Raw genomic sequence first — 21,316 nt, 5'->3', positions numbered from 1 at the left:
TTCGGCCGGTCCGAGGGACGTCATCGGTGCTGGCAGGATGAGGCCATGCCGACTCCTGTCCTGCAAGCGCTGCACATCCGTCCGGTCAAGTCCCTCGGCGGGTCCTCACCCGTCACCGCGGCGGTCGAGCCATGGGGGCTCGCCGGGGACCGCCGCTGGATGCTGATCGACACCACGGCGAAGGTGGTCACCCAACGCCAGCACGCGCGGCTGGCGTTGGCGTTCGCCGAACAGTCGCAGGACGGCGGGCTCCGGCTGTCCGCGCCGGGCACGGAGCCGCTGACCGTCACCGTGCCGGAGCCCGCCGCGACCGTACCGGCGGAGATCTTCGGCACCACGGTGGAGGCGGTGCCCGCCGGGGAGGCAGCGGACGCATGGTTCAGCGCCTATCTGGGCGAGGCCGTACGCCTGGTGCACCTGGACGACCCGGCCCGCCGCCGCCCCATCGACCCGGTTCACGCGCTGCCCGGCGAGACCGTCAACTTCGCCGACGGCTACCCCCTGCTCGTCACCTCCGTCTCCTCGCTGGACGCCCTCAACTCCCTCATCGCCCGGGGCGACCACCCCGACGAGGGCCCGCTGCCCATGGACCGGTTCCGGCCCACCGTGGTCGTCGAGGGCACCGACCCCTGGGACGAGGACCACTGGGGCCGCCTCGCGATCGGCGAGGTCACCTTCCGCGTCGCCAAGCCGTGCGCCCGCTGCGTCGTGACGACCACCGACCAGGCGACGGCACGGCGCGGCAGGGAGCCGCTGCGCACGCTGGCCCGGCACCGCCTCATCGGCAAGAAGATGGTCTTCGGCCAGAACCTGGTCCCCGAGGGGACCGGCGCCATCCGGGTGGGCGACCCCGTGAGGATCCTCGACCGGCGGCCCTCCTCCGCCCGGTCGTCCGCCCAGCCGTCCGTCCGGCCCTCCGCGTGATCCGTCCGCCGCGCCCGTGAGGCCGCCGCGCCCGTGACGCCGTCGCGCCGCCGTGCCCGTGCGGACGTCGCGCCACCGGCCCCGTGAGACCGTCGCAGCGCCCCGCCCCCGCCCCCGCGCCGCATAGGCCGTGCCGGGGCGGGAACCCGGGAGCCCGGCACACGCGTTGACGGACACGAAGGGGGTGCGGACCCGTGCGTGCGGTCGTCGGGCTCTGGCGCTGGCGGCACAATCCCCTGTGCCGGGCCACCGATCTCACCGAGGCGTGGGTGGCGCTCGCCGCCCTGCTGCTGATCTGCCTCGCCGCCCCGGCCACCGGCTGGGTCGCCGGCGCCCTGACCAACGCCTCGCTCCAGCAGTCGGCGCGGCTCCAGCAGGAACAACGGCATCCCGTTACCGCCCGGGTGCTGGACCCCGCCGGGGGCACCCGGGCGCGGGACGCCGGGCCGGCGGGCGACCACCGCCCCCGCCGGCCGGTGGCGGCCCAGTGGACCGCGCCCGACGGCACCCGGCGCACCGGGACCCTGACCACCTCGCCGGCCGGCGCCGCGCCGGGCGACACCTTCCGGATCTGGACCGACGACCGGGGCCGGCCGGTCGACCGCCCGCTGACCGCGGCCACCGCCCGCGACCACGCCGTCCTGGCCGGCATCGGCACCATGCTGCTGACGGCCGGGCTCGTCGAGGCCGTCCGGCGGACAGTCGTTCGGGGGCTGGTCCGACGGCGGTACGAGCGGCTGGACCGGGCGTGGGCACGGTCGGGCCCGGACTGGGGCCGGACGGGGGCGGGCGGTTGACCCGCCGTCGCCAGCGGGTCGGCCGACCGGTCAACCCGCCCCCGCCGCGCGCGCTACGGTGGTGCGATCGTCCGGGAAGACGCGCGGCGCACGAGGTGGGGGCAAGGCAGCACCATGGCACAGGGCACGGTCCAGGTGACGCACACCGGCACATCGCGGTGGCGGCGCCGCACGGGCGAGTACGCCTCCCTCGCGGCGGCCCTGGAGGCCGCCGGTGACGGTGATGTCCTGACCATCTCCCCCGGCACGTACCGGGAGAACCTGGTCGTCCAGCGCGCCGTCACCCTGCGCGGCGCGGAGGGCGCGGTGGGCCCGGTGCGGATCGCCCCCGCCGACGGGGTGCCGCTGACCGTGCGCGCCTCGGCGACCGTGCGGGACCTGCACGTCGAGGGGCAGGACACCTCGGCGCCGGCGCTGCTCGTCGAGGACGGCACGCCGGAGCTGCTGGACCTGCGGATCGTGACCCGCTCGGCGGCCGGGGTGGAGGTCCGGGGCGCGGCGCGGCCCACCGTGCGGCGCTGCACGGTCGACAACCCGGCGGGCGTCGGGATCGGCATACTCGACGGCGCGGGCGGGGTGTTCGAGGAGTGCGAGGTGGTCTCGGCGGGCCAGTCGGGCGTCTCGGTGCGCGGTGGGGCGCATCCCCGGCTGGAGCGGTGCCGGGTCCACCACGCCTCGGGCGCCGGGCTGTCGGTGACGGGCGAGGGCAGCGGCCTGGAGGCCATCGGCTGCGAGGTGTACGAGATCAAGGGCAGCGGCGTCCAGGTCACGTCCAGGGCGGCGGCCCACCTCACCGACTCGTCCGTGCACCGGACCACGGCCGACGGGATCACCCTCGACACGGACGCGGTGCTGACCCTCTCCGACTGCGACATCCACGACGTGCCGGAGAACGCGGTCGACCTCCGGTCCCGTTCCGTGCTGACGCTGACCCGGTCGACGGTACGGCGGTTCGGCCGCAACGGCCTGTCCGTGTGGGACCCCGGCACACGGGTGGACGCCAACCAGTGCGAGATCCACGACAGCACCGGTGACTACCCGGCGGTCTGGGTCAGCGACGGCGCGACGGCCGTGCTCGACGCGTGCCGCGTCCACGACGTGCCGGACGCGCTGTTCGTCCTGGACCGGGGGTCGCGCGCCGACGTCGTCGACAGCGACCTGTCCCAGGTGCGCAACACCGCCGTGTCGGTCAGCGACGGCGCCACCGCCCAGCTCGACGACTGCCGTATCCGGGAGGCCTCCACGGGGGCCTGGTTCCGCGACCACGGCAGCGGCGGCACCCTGAACGGGTGCACCATCGACTCCGTGCAGACCGGGGTGATCGTCACCAAGGGTGCCGACCCGGCGATCGAGCGGTGCACGGTCACCTCCCCCGCGGAGGCCGGGTTCTACGTGTCGGCGGAGGGCCGCGGCACGTTCCACGGCTGCCGGGTGACGGACAGCGGAGGGTACGGCTTCCATGTGCGGGACGGCTGCCGGACGACGCTCCGGCGGTGCCGTACGGAGCGGTGTGCGCGAGCCGGGTACGAGTTCGGGGAGGAGGGCCCCGTGGTGGAGGACTGCACCGGTGACGAGAGCGGGGTCCTGGCCGCCTCCGCCGCGAGCACGGTGCCGTCCGCGCCCCTGTCGGCCGGCGGACTGCTCGGTACGGCGGCCTCCGCCTCCGCTCCCGTGCCGGCCCCGGCACCGGCCCCTTCCCCTGCCGCCGCCGTACGGGTGCCGGGGCAAACCACCGCCGGGCCGGAGCCGGCCGCCGTACCGTCCGTGCGCGGCTCCGACGACGTACTGGGCGAACTCGACGCGCTGGTGGGCCTGGACAGCGTCAAGCGCGAGGTGCGCACGCTCACCAACATGATCGAGGTCGGCAGGAGGCGCCGCGAGGCCGGGCTCAAGGCCGCGTCCGTCCGCCGCCACCTGGTCTTCACCGGCTCCCCCGGCACCGGCAAGACGACCGTCGCCCGGCTGTACGGCGAGATCCTGGCGTCCCTGGGCGTGCTGGAGCGCGGCCACCTGGTGGAGGTGTCCCGGGTGGACCTGGTGGGCGAGCACATCGGTTCCACCGCGATCCGCACCCAGGAGGCGTTCGACCGGGCGCGCGGCGGGGTGCTGTTCATCGACGAGGCGTACGCCCTGTCCCCGGAGGACTCCGGCCGGGACTTCGGCCGCGAGGCGATCGACACGCTGGTGAAGCTGATGGAGGACCACCGGGACGCCGTCGTGGTGATCGTCGCCGGGTACACGGAGGAGATGGAGCGGTTCCTGACCGTCAACCCGGGTGTGGCGTCCCGTTTCTCACGGACGATCACCTTCAGCGACTACGTGCCGGACGAGCTGCTGCGGATCGTGGAGCAGCAGGCGGAGGAGCACGAGTACCGGCTCGCGGCGGGGACGGCCGACGCACTCCTCAAGTACTTCACCGAACTGCCCAAGGGGCCCGCGTTCGGCAACGGCCGCACCGCCCGCCGGACGTTCGAGTCGATGGTCGAGCGGCACGCGGGCCGGGTCGCCGGGCTCGCCGAGACGAGCACCGACGACCTGACCCTGCTCTACCCGGAGGATCTGCCGGAGCTGCCCTGACCCTCGCCGGGCGGGCCAGGGTCGGCCGGCCCCTCGGGGACCGCTCCGGCCCGCTGCCCGGGCAGCGGCGCCCCGACCGGGGCGGGCGGGGTGGCCGGGAGCGGCAGCGCGGGCGGCAACCGGTCGAGCAGGACGGCCCGTTCCTTGGCGAACACCGGGTCGGCCTGGTAGTCGCCGTGGCCCAGGATCGGCTCGGGCAGCGGGTGCTCATGGGTGCGGCCGTACACCACCGGGTCGCGCAGCGCCCGGTGGTCGACCTCGGGTTTGTCGCCCTCGGCGGGGAGGTTGACCGGGCCGCCGATCGGGTCCGTGCGGCGCCACAGGTTGCGCCAGCAGTGCAGCTCCCGGTGGAGGGCGCCGAGGGGGCCGGGGCCGAAGTAGGCGGGGAACCAGCGCCCGTACAGCCGCTCCAGCGGCGATCCGTAGGTGAGCAGGGCGACCCGGCGGCGGGTGCCGGCCGGGAGCTGCCACACGGCGGCGGCGGCCAGCACGCTGCCCTGCGAGTGGCCGGAGATGACCAGGCGGCCGCCCGTGCGGCCGGTCCACGACGACATGCGCCAGGCCAGGTCGGGCACGGCCCGCTCGGCGTAGCAGGGCGGTGCGAACGGGTGGGCGGCGCGCGGCCAGAACGTCCCGACGTCCCAGAGGATGCCGATGGTGCGGCGGGCCGAGGCGTCCTTGTAGGCGCGGCGGCCCCAGGTGACGAACAGTATGAAGCCGAAGCCGATGAGCCAGGACCCCAGTGCCTGCGCCGCCTCGGCCGCGTTCTCCACGAACGGGGGGCCGCCGGTGAAGGCCCGGCCGGGCACCGTGCCGCTCGTCCAGGCGCCGGCGAGGGCACCGGCGCCCAGCAGCAGCGTGGCGCCGGAGACGATGCCTACGAGGACGGGGGCCGCGTCGGTGAGCGCGGCGCGGGCCCGGGTGGCGGCGATGCGCCGGGTACGGACGGCGTCCGGCTGCTCGCCCTCGTACTCGGCCTCCACCACGGGCGCGAGGCGGCGGGCGGTGAGCGCGGTGCGGACGGCGAGGACGACGGCGGGGACGAGCAGCAGGAGCAGCAGGACGGGGATGACGGAGGCCTGCCAGCTCAGCAGCACGGGCGGCCCGATGGGGTTGCCGCCGGTGCCGGGGGTGGCCGGGCCGTCGAGCCAGTCGGCGACGCGCTGGGCGACGCCGCCGCTCATGACACCGCCGAGGGCGCAGGCGAGCATCGCGACGGCGGGGCCGCCGAGCCCGTACAGCACCGTCCGGGCATGGGGGGCGCGCCGGTGCAGGCGCAGCGCCACGACGGCGAGCGCCAGGACGAGGACCCCCTGGGCGAGGGTGATCACGCTGAAGGTGGTGTCCCCGGGGAGGGTGCCGGTGGAGCGCCAGGCGGGGCGGGACCAGGCGGCGTAGAGGACGGCGAGGAGCAGCAGGGCGGCGGAGGCGCCGGGCAGCGAGGTGACGACGGCGCGGTCGAGCCGGTTGTCGATCCGCTTCTCGCTGCGGCCCCGGCGGCACACCACCGCCACCACGACGGCCCCGCCGAGCAGCAGGGCAACCTCCAGGGTCCGCCCGAGCGCCTCGCGGACGCCGCCGGAGGCGTGCCGGTCGTACCGGGCGGCGGCCCCGCCGACGGCCGCGGCGACGGTGAGCAGCCCGGCGGCGGTGTGCGCGGCGCGCAGCCGGGCGACGAGGCGGCGGCCGTACCAGAAGCCGGGCCGGCCCAGGGCGGGCCGCGGCGCCCGGCCGGCCGGGCCGTCGCCGTCCAGCCCGTCCCGAGGCGGGCGCTGGGCCTCGTAGGCGCTCCAGGTGCGGTTGGACAGGTACCACAGGAGGCCGACGAGGGCGGTGGGGACGAGGGCGGCGAGGGCGAGCCGGCGGCCGGGCTGGGACCACCAGCCGCCCTGGGCGGCCGACAGGAAGCCGAGCCAGGACCGGTCCCCGGCGCAGCGGGCGGACCCGGCGCACTGCCAGGCCGTCAGATCCAGGGCGACCTCGCAGGCGGCGGCGGTGAGCAGCACGGTCAGGCTGAGGGCGACGAGCCGCACCAGCACGCCGTAGAGCCGGAGGGAGGCGGCCTGCCGTTCGGCGGGCGGGCGCATCCAGTGGGCGAGGTTGACCACCATGAACGGCAGGAGCAGCAGCCATAAGGCGCGCGATCCGTTGCCGGAGGTGAGGTTGCACCAGCAGTACGCCTCGGGGACGGGCCGGCCGTCGGCGAACCGCTCCGGTTCGCGTTCCGCGTACTGGTCGGCGGTGCGCCGGTGGATCGCCGCGGTCCCGTCTCCGGTGATCCGTACGGTCCGGGGGTCGTCGAGCATCAGCTCGGGTGTGGTGCCGCCGACGCCGTGGACCAGCAGTTCCAGCGCGGCGCCGGGGCGCGTGGGCTCCTCAGTGGCAGGGGGCACGAGCGGGCTCCCCTCTCGGGTGGGGTTCGCGTGGGGTGGCGGGTGACCGGTCGTGACCGGACGTGACCAGGATCGTGGAAGGGGGGCCGGAAAGGCAGGGTTCTCACGGAATCTCCCCCGGTCCGTCGCCGGAGGGGCCGTGGCAGGATGATGACCCTTGGCCAGCGGTGGTACGAGGGAAGGACCGGCCCCAGCGGTGAGCGACAACCAGAACCTCCTCGCGGAGCAACGGCGTGCCCTGATCCTGGACGAGGTGAGGCGGCGCGGCGGGGTGCGGGTCAACGAGCTCACCCGCCGGCTCAACGTCTCCGACATGACGGTCCGCCGGGACCTGGACGCGCTGGCGCGGCAGGGCGTCATCGAGAAGGTGCACGGGGGCGCGGTGCCGTCGGCCGAGGCGAGCACCCACGAGCCGGGGTTCGAGGCGAAGTCGTCGCTGGAGCGGAGCGCCAAGGAGGACATCGCGCGGGCGGCCGCGGCCATGGCGGCGCCGGGCAGCGCGATCGCCCTCTCGGGGGGTACCACGACGTACGCGCTGGCCCAGCACCTGCTGGAGGTGCCGGACCTGACGGTGGTGACCAACTCGGTGCGGGTGGCGGACGTGTTCCACACCGCCCAGCGCTCCGGTTCGGGCGGTGCGCCCCGGGCGGGCGCGGCGACGGTGGTGCTGACGGGCGGGGTGCGGACGCCGTCGGACTCGCTGGTCGGTCCGGTGGCCGACCAGGCGATCCGCTCGCTCCACTTCGACGTGCTGTTCCTGGGCGTGCACGGTGTCTCCGTGGCGGCCGGCCTGTCGACCCCGAACCTGGCGGAGGCGGAGACCAACCGGCGTTTCGTCCGTTCGGCGCGGCGGGTGGTGGTCGTGGCGGACCACACCAAGTGGGGCACCGTGGGGCTGAGCTCGTTCGCGCGGCTGGACGAGGTGGACGCCCTGGTGACGGACGGCGGGCTGTCGGACGGCATCCGCGCCGAGATGGCGGAGCACCTGCCGGGCCTGGTCGTGGCCGGCGAGGAGGACGCGGGCTGACGCCGGGCGGGGCGGCGGCCGGGAGGGCGGGGGCCGGGGGCTTACGATCCGGGGATGGCCCTGTTGCGGATCGCGCGTGCCGTCCCGATGTCCGCCGCCGAGGCGTGGCGGCGGCTCACCGACTGGCCGGCGCACGCGGCGCTGGTGCCGCTGACCCGTGCCACGGCGATGACGCCGGGCCCGGTGCGGGCCGGGAGCCGGTTCACCATGCGCACCGGTGTGGGGCGGGTCGCGTTCGACGACCCGATGGAGGTCGTACGGTGTGAGCCGCCCGGGCCGGACGGTGCGGGCGCGGGTGTGTGCCGGCTGGAGAAGCGCGGCCGGGTGGTCGCCGGGTGGGCCGAGATCGAGGTGCGGGAGACGGCACCGGGGGCGGTGCGGGTGACGTGGACCGAGGAGGTGCGTGTACGGGGGCTGCCCCGGGCGTGCGACCCGGTGGTGGCGTTCGTGGGGCGGCGGCTCTTCGGGCGGGCCCTGTCCGGTCTTCTGGCGGACAACTGACGGGCCGCCAGCTATGGTGTGGGGCCCAGGTCGTGTCCGTGTGTGGTCCCCGTCCGCCGGGCGGTGCCGCACCACGCCCGTCCTCGCCGCCGTCACCGGCCGCCATGGCCCCGCTCCGGCGGGTGCCCCCTGCCGGGGGGTGTCCGCACGCCGTTCGTCCGGCCCGCCGGACGGAGCGGGCGGCCGGACGCGGGCGGACGCTCCGGGCGGGCGCACCACCGCACGGGCGCGACGCCATCCCTTCGCCTGCTGGAGGTACGGTCCATGGCACGCCGACTGCGCCCGGTGCGGCTCGACTTCCTCGAGTCCGCGCCCCTGCGCCTGGTCTTCGACACGGAAGTGACCGCGCCGCCCTCGGCGGTGTACCGCGCCCTGGCCGACGAGGTCGCCGACAGTCCCTCCTGGTTCACCGCCATCGCCGCGGCCCGGCCGACCGCCGGGGGCGCCGGCCGGGAGATACGGCTGCGGGGCGGTGTGGTCTTCCAGGAGCGGATCCTGGTGACGGACGCCGGTGCGCGCTACGCCTACCGCGTGGAGGAGACCAACGCCCCCGGGGTAAGGGCCCTGATGGAGGAGTGGCTGCTCACCCCGGCGGCGGGGGGCACCGGCACCCGGGTGCGGTGGACCATGGCCGCCGAGGGCGTCGCGCCGTTCCGTCTGGTGATGCGGCTGGCCCGGTCCGGTGTGGGCCGCTCCTTCCGGGACGCGATGCGCAACCTGGACCGCCGGCTGGCGTCCTCCCCGGCTCCCTGACGCACCGTCAGGCGGCGGACGGTCCGTCCGGCCAGACCCCGCTGCCGAGGAACGCGTCGATGGCGGCGGCGTACGGGGCGATGTCCAGGCCCTGTCCGGCGAGCCAGTCGTCGGAGTAGTACTTGTCGAGGTAGCGGTCGCCGGGGTCGCAGATCAGCGTGACGACGCTGCCGGTGCGGCCCTCGGCCACCATCTCGGCGACGATCTTCAGCGCGCTCCACAGGCCGGTCCCGGTCGAGCCGCCCGCCTTGCGCCCGATGGCGTTCTCCAGGGCGCGTACGGCGGCGACGCTCGCCGCGTCGGGCACCTTCATCATCCGGTCGATGGCGCCGGGTACGAAGCTGGGCTCCATCCGGGGCCGGCCGATGCCCTCGATGCGTGACCCGCAGTCGCTGGCGGCGTCCGGGTTGCCGGTGGTCCAGCCCTCGAAGAAGCAGGAGTTCTCCGGGTCGGGGACGCAGACGCGGGTGTCGTACATCATGTAGTGGACGTAGCGGGCGATGGTCGCCGAGGTGCCGCCGGTACCGGCCGTGGCGACGATCCAGGCGGGTTCCGGATAGCGCTCCAGGCGTAGCTGCTGGTATATCGACTCGGCGATGTTGTTGTTGCCGCGCCAGTCGGTGGCCCGCTCCGCGTAGGTGAACTGGTCCATGTAGTGGCCGCCCGTGGTGGCCGCGAGGGCGGCGGACTCCTCGTACATCTTCCGCGAGTCGTCGACGAAGTGGCACCGGCCGCCGTGGATCTCGATCAGCCGGATCTTCTCCGGGCTGGTCGTGCGCGGCATGACGGCGATGAACGGCACCCCGATGAGGTTCGCGAAGTACGCCTCGGAGACGGCGGTCGAGCCGCTGGACGCCTCGATGACGGGCTTCCCGGGCCGGATCCAGCCGTTGCACAGCCCGTAGAGGAACAGCGAACGGGCCAGGCGGTGCTTGAGGCTGCCGGTCGGGTGGGTGGACTCGTCCTTGAGGTACAGGTCGATGCCCCACTCCTCGGGCAGCGGGAAGCGCAGCAGGTGTGTGTCGGCGGACCGGTTGGCGTCGGCCTGCACCTTGCGTACGGCTTCTTTCAGCCACTCCCGGTAGGCCGGGTCGCTGTGGTCCACGTCGACCGTCCGGCCGGTCCGTCCTGCTTGCTCGATGGTGCTCACGCGCCGCTCCTCGTCGTTCTCCGTCCGGCCGCGTTCCCCGTCCGGCTGCCCCCACCTCGAACATACCTCCCTCACCTGCACAAACGATGACTTTGATCCCCCATAGGGAACGCTTGCAGGGTGCCCCGGCGGCCGGGGCGGGGCGGGGGTCGCACCCGCCGGGGGTACGCGTCAGGGGGGCGCACCGAGCGGGGCCGCGCGGTACGGGGGGCGCACCTCCCGGCGGGCACGCGGCGCAGGGGGCGCATCCGTCCACGCGCCCTGGCGCGGAGGCGACCACTTGTGCAGACTGACCGGCATAAACCTGCGCGAAGGGGGCTGGGTACGGCATGGCCGAGGCTGATTTCACTGCCACAGGCGTACGGATCGAGCGGTGGCCGCGTTCGCTGACCCGGGCGGGCGAGGTCCTGGTCAAGGACGGCAGGCTGGCGCTCCTCACCAGCTACGGGCGGGTGATCGACAGCGCACCGGTGCGGGCGGTGAGGGCGAGCAGGCCCTGGTTCGCGGGGCGCGAGGACGCCATGGTGGCGACCCTGAACGGTACGCGGTACCGGCTGACCATGGGCCAGCGGGACCGGAGGCCGGACGGTCCGGCGGCGACGGCGCTGGCCGGCCGCCTGCTGGAGACCGTCCGCCGCGCGGGTGCCGGCCAGGACTGACAGGACGTACAGCAGTGACGGAGGTACCGGCAGGGGCCGGGGGGTAACCGCTTGCCGCGAGTTGCGGAGCGGTCGGCCGTGGTCCACGCTGGACTGACATCACTACCCAGGGTGCACCGGCGGTGACGCTGCGATCCAGCCCGCCGGACCGAACAGCCAGCCATCTTCTGGATCCGATCTCCGTCTTCTTCCGGACCTATTTCGGGGAGTCGCAGCCGTGATCAGCCAGGCAAGCAGGCAGTGCACGGTAGAGCTCCAAGCCCTGCCGTCGCGGATCGGTCAGGTCCGCAGAATCGTTTCAGCGCAGTTGCGCTACTGGAATCTCGACGCATTGATCGAGAAGGCCGCGCTCGGTGTCACCGAGCTCCTGACGAACGTTCACCAGCACGCCCAGCCCGACAAGGTGTGCACCGTCGAGATCGAGCTGATGCTCGACCGGCTGACGGTCTCCGTCCACGACCACGACCCCCGGCTCCCCGCGGTCAACAGGTCCGACCCCATGGCCACTTCGGGGCGGGGCCTCGCCTTGATAGAGGCGTTCAGCGAGAGTTGGGGCGCAAGGCCGCAGGGCGAGTCCGGGAAGGTCGTCTGGTTCACCCTCCCGGCACCCTCGTCCTCCCCCCTGCCGATACCGCCCCTGCCCGTGTACGGGGCCGCCACCAGTGGTCCCTTCACGGGTGCGGTGCCCTTCGGGGACATGGCGGACGCGGCCGACACGGTCCGCGAACGGGCCGCCGCCCGGCCGGCCGTGGCGGGCTGACCGGGAGGCGGGCCGCCGCCGACCGGTCCGCCGGGGCCGGTGGTCAGCCCTTGCCGGGCCGGCCGGTCCCGCCCGCCGTGGCGCGGCCGAACTGCTCGTCCAGGACGGAGAGCCGGCGCCAGTACTCCTCCTCGTCGATCTCGCCCGCCGCGAAGCGGTGGCCGAGCAGGGCGATGGGCGACTGCTCGTCGGGCACGCTCCGGCCGTGGTGACGGTACCGGCGGGCGCGGCGCAGCAGGGTGACCGCGGTGAACACCACCGCGGCCCAGAACAGCGGGAAGAAGAGGGCCCACGGGCCGGGCCCGTCGTGGGCGAGCGTGGTCATGCCGGTCATCCCGATCATCTCCTCGGTGTACGTGGTCGCGGTCCGCGACGTGTTCGAGACTGCCCCCGCGGGGGTGGTCCCGTCGTCGTACGGCCGGCGACAGCCCGGGTACGACCGGCGGAGTACTCTCGCGCCGGCGGAGGGGGAAGGTCATGGGGCGAGGACCGCGGGGACGTGGTCGTGCACCGGCGGCCCGGCCGCCCGTACCGCGGGAAGCTGCGGCTCCAAGCGCGGTGCCGACCGTGCGCGTCGCCAGGACGGCCTGGTGAACCCGTCACCGCGGCGGTTGCCGGAAGCGGTGGGCGGGCACGAGCCGCACGCACGCCCCGCACGCGTGACGGGGCCGGCGGGCCGGACCGGCGGCGCACCGGGAGCGGCGTCACGTTCCCCGGTCGCCGGGGCGGCGGTTCACGCGGCGGGGCGGCCCAGGGCGGCGAGGGGGTCGTCCAGGACCGGCTGCCAGGCCAGCTCGGCCGCGCCCGCGAGGCTGTTGTGGTCGAGGGTGCAGCCCAGGATCGGCACGCCGCCGCTGCGCCCCCACAGGCTGCGGTCGGCGACGACCGCGCGGAGCCGTTCGGGGTCGGCCGCGAGGAGCTCACGGTGCAGCCCGCCGAGGATGATCCGGTCCGGGTTCAGGATGTTCACCAGGCCCGCCAGCCCCAGGCCCAGCCGGTCGATCAGCTCCTGGGCCGCCGCCCGTACGCCCGCGTCGTCGGCGTGGTCGCGCAGCAGGTCGCGGCACTGCTGGAGCAGGGAGACCTCGGGGCCGGGGGTGCGTCCGGCGACCGTGAGGAAGGCCAGCGGGTCGGCCTCGACGTCGAGGCAGCCACGGCTCCCGCAGTAGCAGGGGCGGCCCTGGGGGTTCACCGTGAGGTGGCCGACCTCCAGGGCGAGCCCCGAGCTGCCGGTGTGGAGGCGCCCGTCGAGGACGAGGGCGCCGCCGACGCCCCGGTGCCCGGTGGCGACGCACAGCAGATGCTGGGCGCCCCGGCCCGCGCCGTGCCGGTGCTCGGCCAGGGCGGCGAGGTTGACGTCGTTGCCGGTGAAGGCGGGGCCGTCGATGCCGGCCGCCCGGACCAGTCCGGCGAAGACGTCCCGCACGGGGGCGCCGGCGGGCCAGGCGAGGTGCAGCGGATTGAGGGCGGTGCCCTCCGGCTCGGCGACGGCGGACGGCACGGCCAGACCGGCCCCCACGCAGCGGCGCCCGCTCTCGCGCAGGAGTCCGGCGCCCGCCTCGACGACGGCCGCGAGGACCTGGGCGGGGTCGGCGGAGACGGTGACGCAGCCGGGTGCCGTGGCCACGATGCGGCCGCCGAGGCCGACGAGGGCGGCGCGGAAGCCGTCGGCGTGGATCTGGGCGGCCAGCGCGACCGGCCCGTTCTCGTCGACGAGGAGCCGGTGCGACGGCCGGCCCTGGGAGCCGGCGGCGGCACCGGGGCGGGAGTCGACGCGGATCAGACCGAGTGCTTCCAGTTCGGCGGCGACGGCTCCTGCGGTGGCGCGGGTGACACCCAGCTCGGCGGTGAGGACCGCTCGAGTGGGGGCGCGTCCGGTATGCACCAGTTCCAGTGCGGGCCCGAGCGCGCTGCGGCCCCTGTCCAGCCGTGATCGGGTCGTGGTCGCCTTGCCGTTCATGGGGGCGAGTCTCCCATGATCCCGGGGGCCGCCCGGCCCGGCGGTGCTGTTTCGGCCGGACGTGGACGGGTACTGCGGGCGGCAGGATCGCCGAGGCCGGGACCGCCACCGGCCGAGCTCCTGGAGGTCTCATGGCACGCCCCGACAGCGGGACGATCGTCCGGGCCCTGCTCGACGAGGAGGGCCGCACGTACGCGGAGCGGGCGGGGATCCGCCTCAAGGACACCCCCGGGCCGCTGTACCGGCTCCTCGTGCTGGCCCACCTGCTGAGCGCCCGGATCCGGGCGGACGTCGCGGTGGCGGCCGCCCGTGCCCTGTTCGACGCGGGGATGCGGGACGCCCGCCACATGCGCGACGCCACGTGGCAGCAGCGGGTGGACGCCCTCGGGAAGGGCGGCTACCGGCGTTACGACGAGCGGACGTCGACCCAGCTCGGCGAGGCCGCCGAGCTGGTGCTCGACGCGTACGGCGGCGATCTCCGCCGGCTGCGCGAGAAGGCGGGCGGCGACGTGGCGGAGCTGCGCGCGCTGCTCCAGGAGGCGCCCGGGATCGGCCCGGCCGGCGCGGACATCTTCCTGCGGGAGGTGCAGGGCGTCTGGCCCGGGCTGTCGCCGTACCTGGACGACAAGACGCTGGACGGAGCGGAGCGGCTCGGCCTGCCGGCCGACCCGGAGGCGCTGGCCCGTCTGGTGCGGAAGGAGGAGCTGCCCGCGCTGGCCGCCGCGCTGGTGCGCGCCGCGCTGGACGGGCGCGTCGTCGACCACGTCCACGGGACCGTCAACGAGACACAGGGAGGATCCGGATGACCCCCGACCGAGGAACACTTCCGCTGCCCGATTACGACGACCTGACCGTCGGCACGCTGGAGCACCGCATCCGGTCGCTCGGCGTCACGGAGCTGGACCAGTTGCTGCACTACGAGCACGAGCACGCCGACCGTGCCATGGTCGTCCAGGTCCTGACGGCCCGGAAGCGGCAACTGGACGCCGGAGCCCCCCTGTCCGGCGGCAACCCGGCCGCGCCCAGGCCCGAGGCGGCCGGCGACGCCCAGGGCGGTTCACCCGTCTCGCCCGCGACGTCGCCGGAGCCCATGAGCCCGCCGCCGCACGGCACACCCGACCAGCGGGGCAAGCCGAAGGGCGACCGCACCGGCTGAGCCGCCGGCATCCCCGGTTCCGGCGCCCCGCTCCCCGGGTCCCGCCCCGGGCGGGCGCGGGACCGGCGGCTGCGGAGCCCGCCGGGCTCCGGGTCCGGGGCGGGGGCGCGCCGGGGAACCGGGGCCGGCGGTGCTGCCGGTGGTGCGGCGCGGGCGGAACCGGGAGTGCGGGGTGACGGGGCACACGCCACCGCGCGGTGCCGGCGTGGTTGAAGGGCGCCCGCGCGGACCCCTATGCTGAGTTTGTGCCGCACCTAAACAAACTACGGACGGCCCTGCCCGGGGGGCCCGGCGGAGACACCGCCGCGCGTTCCCTGGTCCGCCTCCGCACCGCCCTGACCCTGTTCTTCGCCCTCGACGGTTTCCTGTTCGCCGGCTGGGTGGTCCGCATCCCCGCCATCAAGCAGCAGACCGGCGCCTCGGCCGGCGACCTCGGGCTCGCCCTGCTCGGCGTCTCGGCCGGCGCGGTGGTGACGATGACGCTGACCGGCCGCCTGTGCCGGCGCTTCGGCAGCCACCCCGTGACCGTCGCGGCGGGCGTCCTGCTCAGCCTGAGCATCGCGCTGCCCCCGCTGACCCACTCGGCGCTCGCGCTCGGCCTGGTGCTCCTGGTCTTCGGCACCGCGTACGGCGGCATCAATGTGGCCATGAACAGCGCCGCCGTCGATCTGGTGACCGCGCTCCGGCGTCCCGTGATGCCCAGCTTCCACGCCGCCTTCAGCCTCGGCGGCATGGTCGGGGCCGGGCTCGGCGGGCTCGTCGCGGGCGGCCTCTCGCCCACGGCGCACCTGCTCGGCCTCACGGTCGCGGGGCTGGCGCTGACGGCCGCCGCCGGTTCCGTACTCCTGCGGTACCCCTCCCCCACGGTCCCCGAGGCGGTGCCCGGCGACGAGCGCGCGCCGGGCCGGCTCGACGGCAGGTCCCGCCGGCTGGTGGCCGTCTTCGGCGTGATCGCACTGTGCACCGCGTACGGGGAGGGCGCCCTCGCCGACTGGGGGGCGCTCCACCTGGAGCAGGACCTGCACGCCCACCCCGGCGTGGCGGCGGCCGGTTACTCGATGTTCGCCCTCGCCATGACCGCCGGGCGGTTGTCCGGTACGGCGATGCTGGAGCGGCTCGGCCAGACCCGCACCCTGGTGGCGGGCGGGGCGACCGCGGCGGCCGGCATGCTGCTGGGCTCCCTGGCCCCGACGGTGTGGCTCGCGCTGCTCGGCTTCGCCGTGACGGGGCTGGGCCTGGCGAACATCTTCCCGGTGGCCGTCGCCCGGGCGGGCGCGGTCGCGGGGCCCGGCGGTGTGGCCGCGGCCTCCACCCTGGGGTACGGGGGGATGCTGCTGGGGCCGCCCGCGATCGGGTTCCTGGCCGACTGGTTCTCGCTCCCGGTCGCGCTGACGACCGTGGCGGTGCTGGCCGGCGGCGCGGCACTGATCGGGTACGCGGCGCGCGGGGCGACGGCGGCGCGCTCCGAGTGACGCACGGCCGCCGACGCGCCCGGCGGGGCCGCTGGCAGAATCGCGACATGGAGATCATGGAGCACATCAAGTCCCTCGCGGAGGAAGGCCGGTTGCTCGCCGACGCGGCCGAGGCGGCGGGGCCGGACGCGCCGGTACCGACCTGTCCCGACTGGCGGGTGCGCGACCTGCTGCGGCACACCGGCATGGTGCACCGCTGGGCCACCGCCTTCGTCGCCGAGGGGCACGCCTCGTACCACCCGGCCGAGGATCCGCCCGGCCTGGACGGGGCGGAACTGCTCGCCTGGTTCCGGGAGGGGCACGGGCTGCTGGTCGCCGCGCTGACCGGGGCCGACGACGCGCTGGAGTGCTGGACGTTCCTGCCCGCGCCCTCACCGCGGGCGTTCTGGGCGCGGCGCCAGGCGCACGAGACCACCGTGCACCGGGTGGACGCGCAGTCCGCGGCGGCCGGGCCGGTGGCGGAGGTGGCGCCGCCGTTCGCCGCCGACGGGATCGACGAGCTGCTGTGCGGCTTCCACGCCCGGGAGAAGAGCCGGGTGCGTACGCCGGAGCCGTCGGTCCTGCGCGTACGGGCGACCGACACCGGTGACGTGTGGACCCTTCGACTGTCCGACCGGGCGCCGCGGGTCGAGCGGTCCGGCGAGGGGCCCGCGGACTGCGAGGTGAGCGGCCCGGCGGCGGCGCTCTACATGACGCTCTGGAACCGGCTGCCCGACGGCACCCCGGGCACGGCCGTCTCGGTGTCGGGCGACGAGCGCCTGGCACGGCTCTGGCGGGAGACGTCCGCGGTCACGTGGTAGTCGCGGGGGCGCGGGCGCCCCTCGTCGGCGCCCCCGTCACGTGTGGGGCGCCGAGGGCCGGGCGGGACTTTCGAAACACGACTCAGGACCGCGCGGCGAGCATCCGGCTCAGCACGGCACGCTGGAGGGGCAGCACTTCGGCGTGGCGTGCGCGGCCCTCTTCGGTCAGGAGCACCCGGACTCCGCGCCGGTCCTCGCTGCACATACCGCGGGCCACGAGCCCGTCCTTCTCCAGCCGCGCGACCAGCCGCGACAGGGCGCTCTGACTGAGGTGCACCCGGGAGGCGAGCTCCTGGACCCGGTAGGCGGCGCCGCCGTCCTCCGGAGCCCCTTCGGCGAGCACGTCGAGCACCTCGAAGTCGCTGGCGCCGAGTCCGTGGGGATGCAGCGCGCGGTCCAGTTCGCACGTCGTGCGGGCGTGCAGGGCGAGCACGTCGCGCCATTGTTCCACGAGCGCGCGCTCGGACTTCGTCGCAGCCATGCACCCACGTTAGCAGGGAGGACACCGTTTGTTGCATCGGAATTAAATGCATTTGCATTCAATGCATGCGCATGTAGTGTGCTGCGCATGACCTCTCCGCTCAACGTCCCCTCCCCCACCGTGGGTTCGGCCACGGAAGACCGCTGGAGCCCCCGCCTGTGGGGCACCCTGCTGGTGCTGTGCGCCGCGATGTTCCTCGACGCCCTCGACGTCTCCATGGTCGGCGTCGCCCTGCCGTCCATCGCCGGCGACCTCGGCCTGTCGACCGCCACGCTCCAGTGGATCGTCAGCGGCTACATCCTCGGGTACGGCGGTCTGCTGCTGCTCGGCGGCCGTGCGGCCGACCTCCTGGGCCGCCGCCGCGTCTTCCTGATCGCCCTCGCGGTCTTCGCCCTCGCGTCGCTGCTCGGCGGCCTCGTGGACTCCGGCCCGCTGCTGATCGCCAGCCGGTTCATCAAGGGCCTGAGCGCCGCGTTCACCGCTCCCGCCGGTCTTTCGATCATCACCACCACGTTCAAGGAGGGCCCGCAGCGCAACCGGGCCCTGTCCATCTACACCACCTGCGCCGCCACCGGTTTCTCCATGGGCCTGGTGCTGTCCGGGCTGCTCACCGAGCTGAGCTGGCGCTGGACCATGCTGCTGCCCGCGCCCATCGCGCTGATCGCCCTGGCCGCCGGCCTGCGGCTGATCCCGCACAGCGCCCGTGAGGACCGGCGCGGCGGCTACGACGTCCCGGGCGCCGTCACCGGGACCGCCGCCATGCTGCTGCTGGTGTTCACCGTCGTCGAGGCGCCCGAGGCGGGCTGGGCCTCCGCCCGTACGCTGCTGTCGTTCCTGGCCACCGCCGTCCTGCTGGCCGCCTTCGTGACCATCGAGCGGCGCAGCGCGAGCCCGCTGCTACGGCTCGGCGTCCTCCGCTCCGGCTCCCAGCTCCGCGCCCAGCTCGGCGCCGCCGCCTTCTTCGGCTCGTACGTCGCCTTCCAGTTCATCGTCACGCAGTACATGCAGTCGCTGCTGGGCTGGAGCGCCCTCCAGACGGCGCTCGCGTTCCTGCCGGCCGGCGTGCTGGTGGCGGTGTCCTCCACCAGGATCGGTGCCGTGGTCGACCGGTTCGGCACGCCCCGGGTGATCGCGACCGGCTTCACCTTCCTGGTCGCCGCGTACGCGATCTTCCTCCAGGTCGACCTCACCCCCCGCTACGCGGCGGTCATCCTCCCCTCGATGCTGCTGCTGGGCGCGGCCTGCGCCCTGACCTTCCCGTCCCTCAACATCCAGGCCACCAACGGCGTGGCCGACGACGAGCAGGGCATGGTCTCCGGGCTGCTGAACACCTCCATCCAGGTGGGCGGCGCGGTGTTCCTCGCCGTCGTGACCGCCGTGATCACGGCGGGCGGCCACGAGGGCGGCTCGCCGCAGGCCGTGCTCGACAGCTTCCGGCCGGGCCTGGCCGTGGTGACCGCGATCGCGCTCGCCGGACTGCTGATCACCCTGACCGGGCTGCGGCGCACCCGCCGGACGGCGGGACGGTCGGTGGTCGTCGCCTCGTCGGCCGGCGCCACGGGGAAGGCCGCCGGCACCGAGGACGCCACCGCCGCGGAGCGGCCCGAGCCCGTGGGCGCACGGGACTGATCCGCCGGAGCGGCGTGGCGGCCGGTGGGCGAGGTCCTTGCCCACCGGCCGCCCGCTTGTGACACTCGGGCCATGGGGAAGCGCACGCAGGACCAACGGGACGCCATGACGGTCGAGATCGGGTACGCGCTGCTCACCGGCGCGTTCCTGGCGGCGGGGCTGTTCGTCCTGTGCGCCGCGCCGGTGCTCGTGCTGGGTCTGGAGGGCGGCGCGGCGAAGAGCGTGGCCGTGGTGGCCGCGACGGTGGCGGGACTGGGGTTCGCCTACCGGGTGGTGCGGGTGCTGTGGCGGTTCGGGGGCGGGCCGGGCGTTCAGCCCAGCCAGCCGGGCCGCACGAGCCCCGACTCGTAGGCCAGGACGACGAGTTGGGCGCGGTCACGGGCGCCCAGCTTCACCATCGTCCGGCTGACGTGCGTCTTGGCGGTCAGCGGGCTGACGACCAGCCGCCGGGCGATCTCCTCGTTCGACAGGCCCATCCCGACCAGGGCCATCACCTCCCGCTCCCGCTCCGTGAGCCCGTCCAGCCGCGCGTCGCCGGCGGGCCGCTTGGAGCGGGCCGCGAACTCCGCGATCAGCCGGCGGGTCACCCCGGGCGACAGCAGGGCGTCGCCGGCCACCACCGCCCGTACGGCGCGCAGCAGTTCGTCCGGCTCGGTGTCCTTCACCAGGAAGCCGGAGGCGCCGGCGCGGATCGCCTCGAAGACGTACTCGTCGAGCTCGAACGTCGTCAGCATCACCACCCGCACGCCGTCCAGCCGCGCGTCCTCCGTGATGCGCCGGGTGGCGGCCAGGCCGTCGAGCCGGGGCATCCGGATGTCCATGAGGACGACGTCCGGGAGCAGTTGGCCCACACGGCCCAGGGCCTCCTCACCGTCGGCGGCCTCCGCCACGACTCCGATGTCCGGCTGCGCGTCGAGCAGCGCCCGGAAGCCCGCCCGGACGAGGGCCTGGTCGTCGGCGAGCAGGACACGGATCACGGTGACTCCCGGGGGTCGAAGGGCAGGGTGGCGCGGACGCGGAAGCCGCCGTCCGGGCGCGGGCCGGCCTCGATGCCGCCACCGAGGGAGGCGGCCCGCTCCCGCATCCCGGCCAGCCCGTTGCCGGTGCCGCCCGCGTCGGTGCCGGTGGCGGGCCCGTCGTCGTCGACCCGCAGGTCGAGGCGGCCCGGCGCGTGGCGGAGGTGGACGCGGGCGGTGCGCGATCCGGAGTGGCGGACGACGTTCGTCAGGGCCTCCTGGACGATCCGGAAGGCGGCGAGGTCGGCACCGGGTGGCAGCGGGACCCGGGTGCCTTCCGTGGTCACCTCGACGGCCAGTCCGGCGCTCGCCGCCTGCTCGACCAGTTCGGGGAGCCGGTCCAGGCCGGGGGCGGGGGTGCGGGGCGCGGTACCGGTCTCTCCCGGCGTACGGAGGGTGTCGAGTACCTGGCGCACCTCGCCGAGCGCCTCCTTCCCGGCGGCCTTGATGGTGGTGAGCGCGGTGCGTGCCTGCTCCGGGTCGGAGTCGAGCAGGGCGAGGCCGACGCCCGCCTGGACGTTGATCACCGAGATGGAGTGGGCGAGGACGTCGTGGAGTTCGCGGGCGATGCGCATCCGCTCCTCGTCGGCGCGGCGCTTCTCGGCGGCCTCGCGCTCCGCGCGCCGCCGGGCCCGGTGCGCGCGGCGTTCGCGGGCGAGTTCGGACAGGGTGACGAGGGCGACGACCGACGCGGTGAGGGGCAGCTCCTGGCCCCAGGACGCGGCCGCGTCCCCGCCGGGCGGCAGGTACCGGTAGAGCCAGTGCGCGATCAGCAGGTGCCCGCTCCACAGCAGGCCCAGCGCCCACCAGGCCGCGTGGCGGTGCCCGGCGAGGACCGCGGTGAAGACGGCCACGGCGACCGTGAGCAGGGCGGGGCCGTACGGGTAGCCGGCGCCGACGTAGACGAGGGTGGTCGCCGTGACCCCGTACAGCACGGTCACGGGGTACCGGCGGCGCAGCAGCAGCATCGCCGGGCCGGCGAGCAGCAGCACCCGGCCGAGGGCGTCCAGCGGCTCCCGGCCGGGCTGGTTGCGGGCCGCGAAGGCGGTGCCGACCAGGACGAGGACGGCGAGCAGGAGGCTGGACCGCCACGGCGGCCGGGCGCCGGGGGCGTCCGCGTCCCCCGGCCAGTCCCGCAGCCAGGGCGGACCGGTGCGCCCCCGCCGGCCACGGGCGCACGGGGGGCCGTCGCCGCGGCGCCGGCGCGTCCGTCGTTCGTCGCTGTCTCGGCCTCGCATACGGCCACGCTAGACGCGGTGGG

21 protein-coding genes are annotated in these 21,316 nt (G+C 75.3%); 14 read left to right on the top strand and 7 right to left on the bottom strand.

The genetic code is table 11. The features are described 5' to 3' along the window. The first annotated feature begins 45 nt into the window (after positions 1 to 45). The 3 genes from ACF068_RS08940 (at position 46) to ACF068_RS08930 (ending at position 4,298) form a co-directional block, all read left to right on the top strand. Complete coding sequence (locus ACF068_RS08940) at positions 46 to 924, top strand: MOSC domain-containing protein (RefSeq protein WP_392273489.1); 879 nt, start codon at positions 46 to 48, stop codon at positions 922 to 924. Between the two features lie 194 nt (positions 925 to 1,118). After that, positions 1,119 to 1,721 (top strand): hypothetical protein, encoded by a 603-nt coding sequence (locus tag ACF068_RS08935; RefSeq protein WP_392273488.1) that lies wholly within the window; start codon positions 1,119 to 1,121, stop codon positions 1,719 to 1,721. A gap of 114 nt (positions 1,722 to 1,835) precedes the next feature. Then, complete coding sequence (locus tag ACF068_RS08930; protein WP_392273487.1) at positions 1,836 to 4,298, top strand: right-handed parallel beta-helix repeat-containing protein; 2,463 nt, start codon at positions 1,836 to 1,838, stop codon at positions 4,296 to 4,298. Here the strand turns inward: ACF068_RS08930 and ACF068_RS08925 are convergent. Continuing rightward, positions 4,268 to 6,691, bottom strand: a complete 2,424-nt coding sequence (locus tag ACF068_RS08925; RefSeq protein WP_392273486.1) for a hypothetical protein — start codon at positions 6,689 to 6,691, stop codon at positions 4,268 to 4,270. The two genes, ACF068_RS08930 and ACF068_RS08925, sit on opposite strands and share 31 nt — an antisense overlap. Before the next feature lie 196 nt (positions 6,692 to 6,887). Here ACF068_RS08925 and ACF068_RS08920 point away from each other — a divergent pair, with 196 nt between their 5' ends. From ACF068_RS08920 to ACF068_RS08910, 3 genes are all read left to right on the top strand, one after another. Continuing rightward, entirely contained in the window at positions 6,888 to 7,718 is an 831-nt protein-coding gene (locus ACF068_RS08920; protein WP_392273485.1) for a DeoR/GlpR family DNA-binding transcription regulator, read from the top strand. Positions 7,719 to 7,772: 54 nt separating this feature from the next. Continuing rightward, entirely contained in the window at positions 7,773 to 8,219 is a 447-nt protein-coding gene (locus tag ACF068_RS08915; RefSeq protein WP_392273484.1) for an SRPBCC family protein, read from the top strand. A 264-nt stretch (positions 8,220 to 8,483) separates the two neighbouring features. Then, complete coding sequence (locus ACF068_RS08910) at positions 8,484 to 8,972, top strand: SRPBCC family protein (RefSeq protein WP_392273483.1); 489 nt, start codon at positions 8,484 to 8,486, stop codon at positions 8,970 to 8,972. Between the two features lie 7 nt (positions 8,973 to 8,979). On the opposite strand, the gene ACF068_RS08905 is transcribed toward ACF068_RS08910, so the two are convergent. Further along, positions 8,980 to 10,122 carry a PLP-dependent cysteine synthase family protein gene (locus ACF068_RS08905; protein ID WP_392273482.1) on the bottom strand — a complete coding sequence of 381 codons (1,143 nt, stop codon included), beginning with the start codon at positions 10,120 to 10,122 and terminating at the stop codon, positions 8,980 to 8,982. Positions 10,123 to 10,451: 329 nt separating this feature from the next. Here ACF068_RS08905 and ACF068_RS08900 point away from each other — a divergent pair, with 329 nt between their 5' ends. Next, a complete protein-coding gene (locus tag ACF068_RS08900) occupies positions 10,452 to 10,781 on the top strand; it encodes a hypothetical protein (RefSeq protein ID WP_392273481.1) in 330 nt (109 codons plus the stop codon). A 217-nt stretch (positions 10,782 to 10,998) separates the two neighbouring features. Beyond that, the gene (locus ACF068_RS08895) at positions 10,999 to 11,541 is read left to right on the top strand and encodes an ATP-binding protein (protein WP_392273480.1); all 543 of its coding nucleotides are present in this window, start codon (positions 10,999 to 11,001) and stop codon (positions 11,539 to 11,541) included. 43 nt (positions 11,542 to 11,584) lie between these two features. On the opposite strand, the gene ACF068_RS08890 is transcribed toward ACF068_RS08895, so the two are convergent. Further along, positions 11,585 to 11,866, bottom strand: a complete 282-nt coding sequence (locus ACF068_RS08890; protein ID WP_392273855.1) for an SHOCT domain-containing protein — start codon at positions 11,864 to 11,866, stop codon at positions 11,585 to 11,587. A gap of 408 nt (positions 11,867 to 12,274) precedes the next feature. Beyond that, positions 12,275 to 13,501: an ROK family protein gene (locus tag ACF068_RS08885; RefSeq protein WP_392273479.1), complete on the bottom strand. Its 1,227-nt coding sequence runs from the start codon at positions 13,499 to 13,501 to the stop codon at positions 12,275 to 12,277. Positions 13,502 to 13,632: 131 nt separating this feature from the next. On the opposite strand from ACF068_RS08885, the gene ACF068_RS08880 reads away from it, so the two are divergent. The 4 genes from ACF068_RS08880 to ACF068_RS08865 all read left to right on the top strand — a co-directional run bounded on the left by ACF068_RS08880 (position 13,633) and on the right by ACF068_RS08865 (position 16,929). After that, positions 13,633 to 14,307, top strand: a complete 675-nt coding sequence (locus ACF068_RS08880) for an endonuclease (protein WP_392273478.1) — start codon at positions 13,633 to 13,635, stop codon at positions 14,305 to 14,307. Then, positions 14,304 to 14,657: a hypothetical protein gene (locus tag ACF068_RS08875; RefSeq protein WP_392273477.1), complete on the top strand. Its 354-nt coding sequence runs from the start codon at positions 14,304 to 14,306 to the stop codon at positions 14,655 to 14,657. The genes ACF068_RS08880 and ACF068_RS08875 overlap by 4 nt, the downstream gene beginning before the upstream one ends. Positions 14,658 to 14,902: 245 nt before the next feature. Continuing rightward, the gene (locus ACF068_RS08870; protein ID WP_392273476.1) at positions 14,903 to 16,129 is read left to right on the top strand and encodes an MFS transporter; all 1,227 of its coding nucleotides are present in this window, start codon (positions 14,903 to 14,905) and stop codon (positions 16,127 to 16,129) included. Between the two features lie 47 nt (positions 16,130 to 16,176). Next, complete coding sequence (locus tag ACF068_RS08865) at positions 16,177 to 16,929, top strand: maleylpyruvate isomerase family mycothiol-dependent enzyme (RefSeq protein WP_392273475.1); 753 nt, start codon at positions 16,177 to 16,179, stop codon at positions 16,927 to 16,929. An 82-nt stretch (positions 16,930 to 17,011) separates the two neighbouring features. On the opposite strand, the gene ACF068_RS08860 is transcribed toward ACF068_RS08865, so the two are convergent. Further along, complete coding sequence (locus ACF068_RS08860) at positions 17,012 to 17,410, bottom strand: MarR family winged helix-turn-helix transcriptional regulator (RefSeq protein WP_392273474.1); 399 nt, start codon at positions 17,408 to 17,410, stop codon at positions 17,012 to 17,014. A gap of 87 nt (positions 17,411 to 17,497) precedes the next feature. Between ACF068_RS08860 and ACF068_RS08855 the strand changes: the two genes are divergently transcribed. After that, on the top strand, positions 17,498 to 19,039 hold the full coding sequence (locus ACF068_RS08855; protein ID WP_392273473.1) for an MFS transporter: 1,542 nt from the start codon (positions 17,498 to 17,500) through the stop codon (positions 19,037 to 19,039). Positions 19,040 to 19,111: 72 nt separating this feature from the next. Next, complete coding sequence (locus tag ACF068_RS08850; protein ID WP_392273472.1) at positions 19,112 to 19,390, top strand: DUF6332 family protein; 279 nt, start codon at positions 19,112 to 19,114, stop codon at positions 19,388 to 19,390. Here the strand turns inward: ACF068_RS08850 and ACF068_RS08845 are convergent. Beyond that, positions 19,351 to 20,016, bottom strand: coding sequence for a response regulator (locus ACF068_RS08845; RefSeq protein WP_392273471.1), 666 nt, complete (start codon positions 20,014 to 20,016; stop codon positions 19,351 to 19,353). The two genes, ACF068_RS08850 and ACF068_RS08845, sit on opposite strands and share 40 nt — an antisense overlap. Next, positions 20,013 to 21,293 (bottom strand): sensor histidine kinase, encoded by a 1,281-nt coding sequence (locus ACF068_RS08840; RefSeq protein WP_392273470.1) that lies wholly within the window; start codon positions 21,291 to 21,293, stop codon positions 20,013 to 20,015. Before ACF068_RS08840 ends, ACF068_RS08845 begins: the two co-directional genes overlap by 4 nt. Positions 21,294 to 21,316: the final 23 nt, after the last annotated feature.

It is taken from the genome of Streptomyces sp. NPDC016309, assembly GCF_043077235.1.
In the GTDB taxonomy this organism is placed as follows: domain Bacteria; phylum Actinomycetota; class Actinomycetes; order Streptomycetales; family Streptomycetaceae; genus Streptomyces.
The sequence above is the reverse complement of the archived record's forward strand: the minus strand, read 5'-3'. Positions and strand labels throughout refer to the sequence as shown.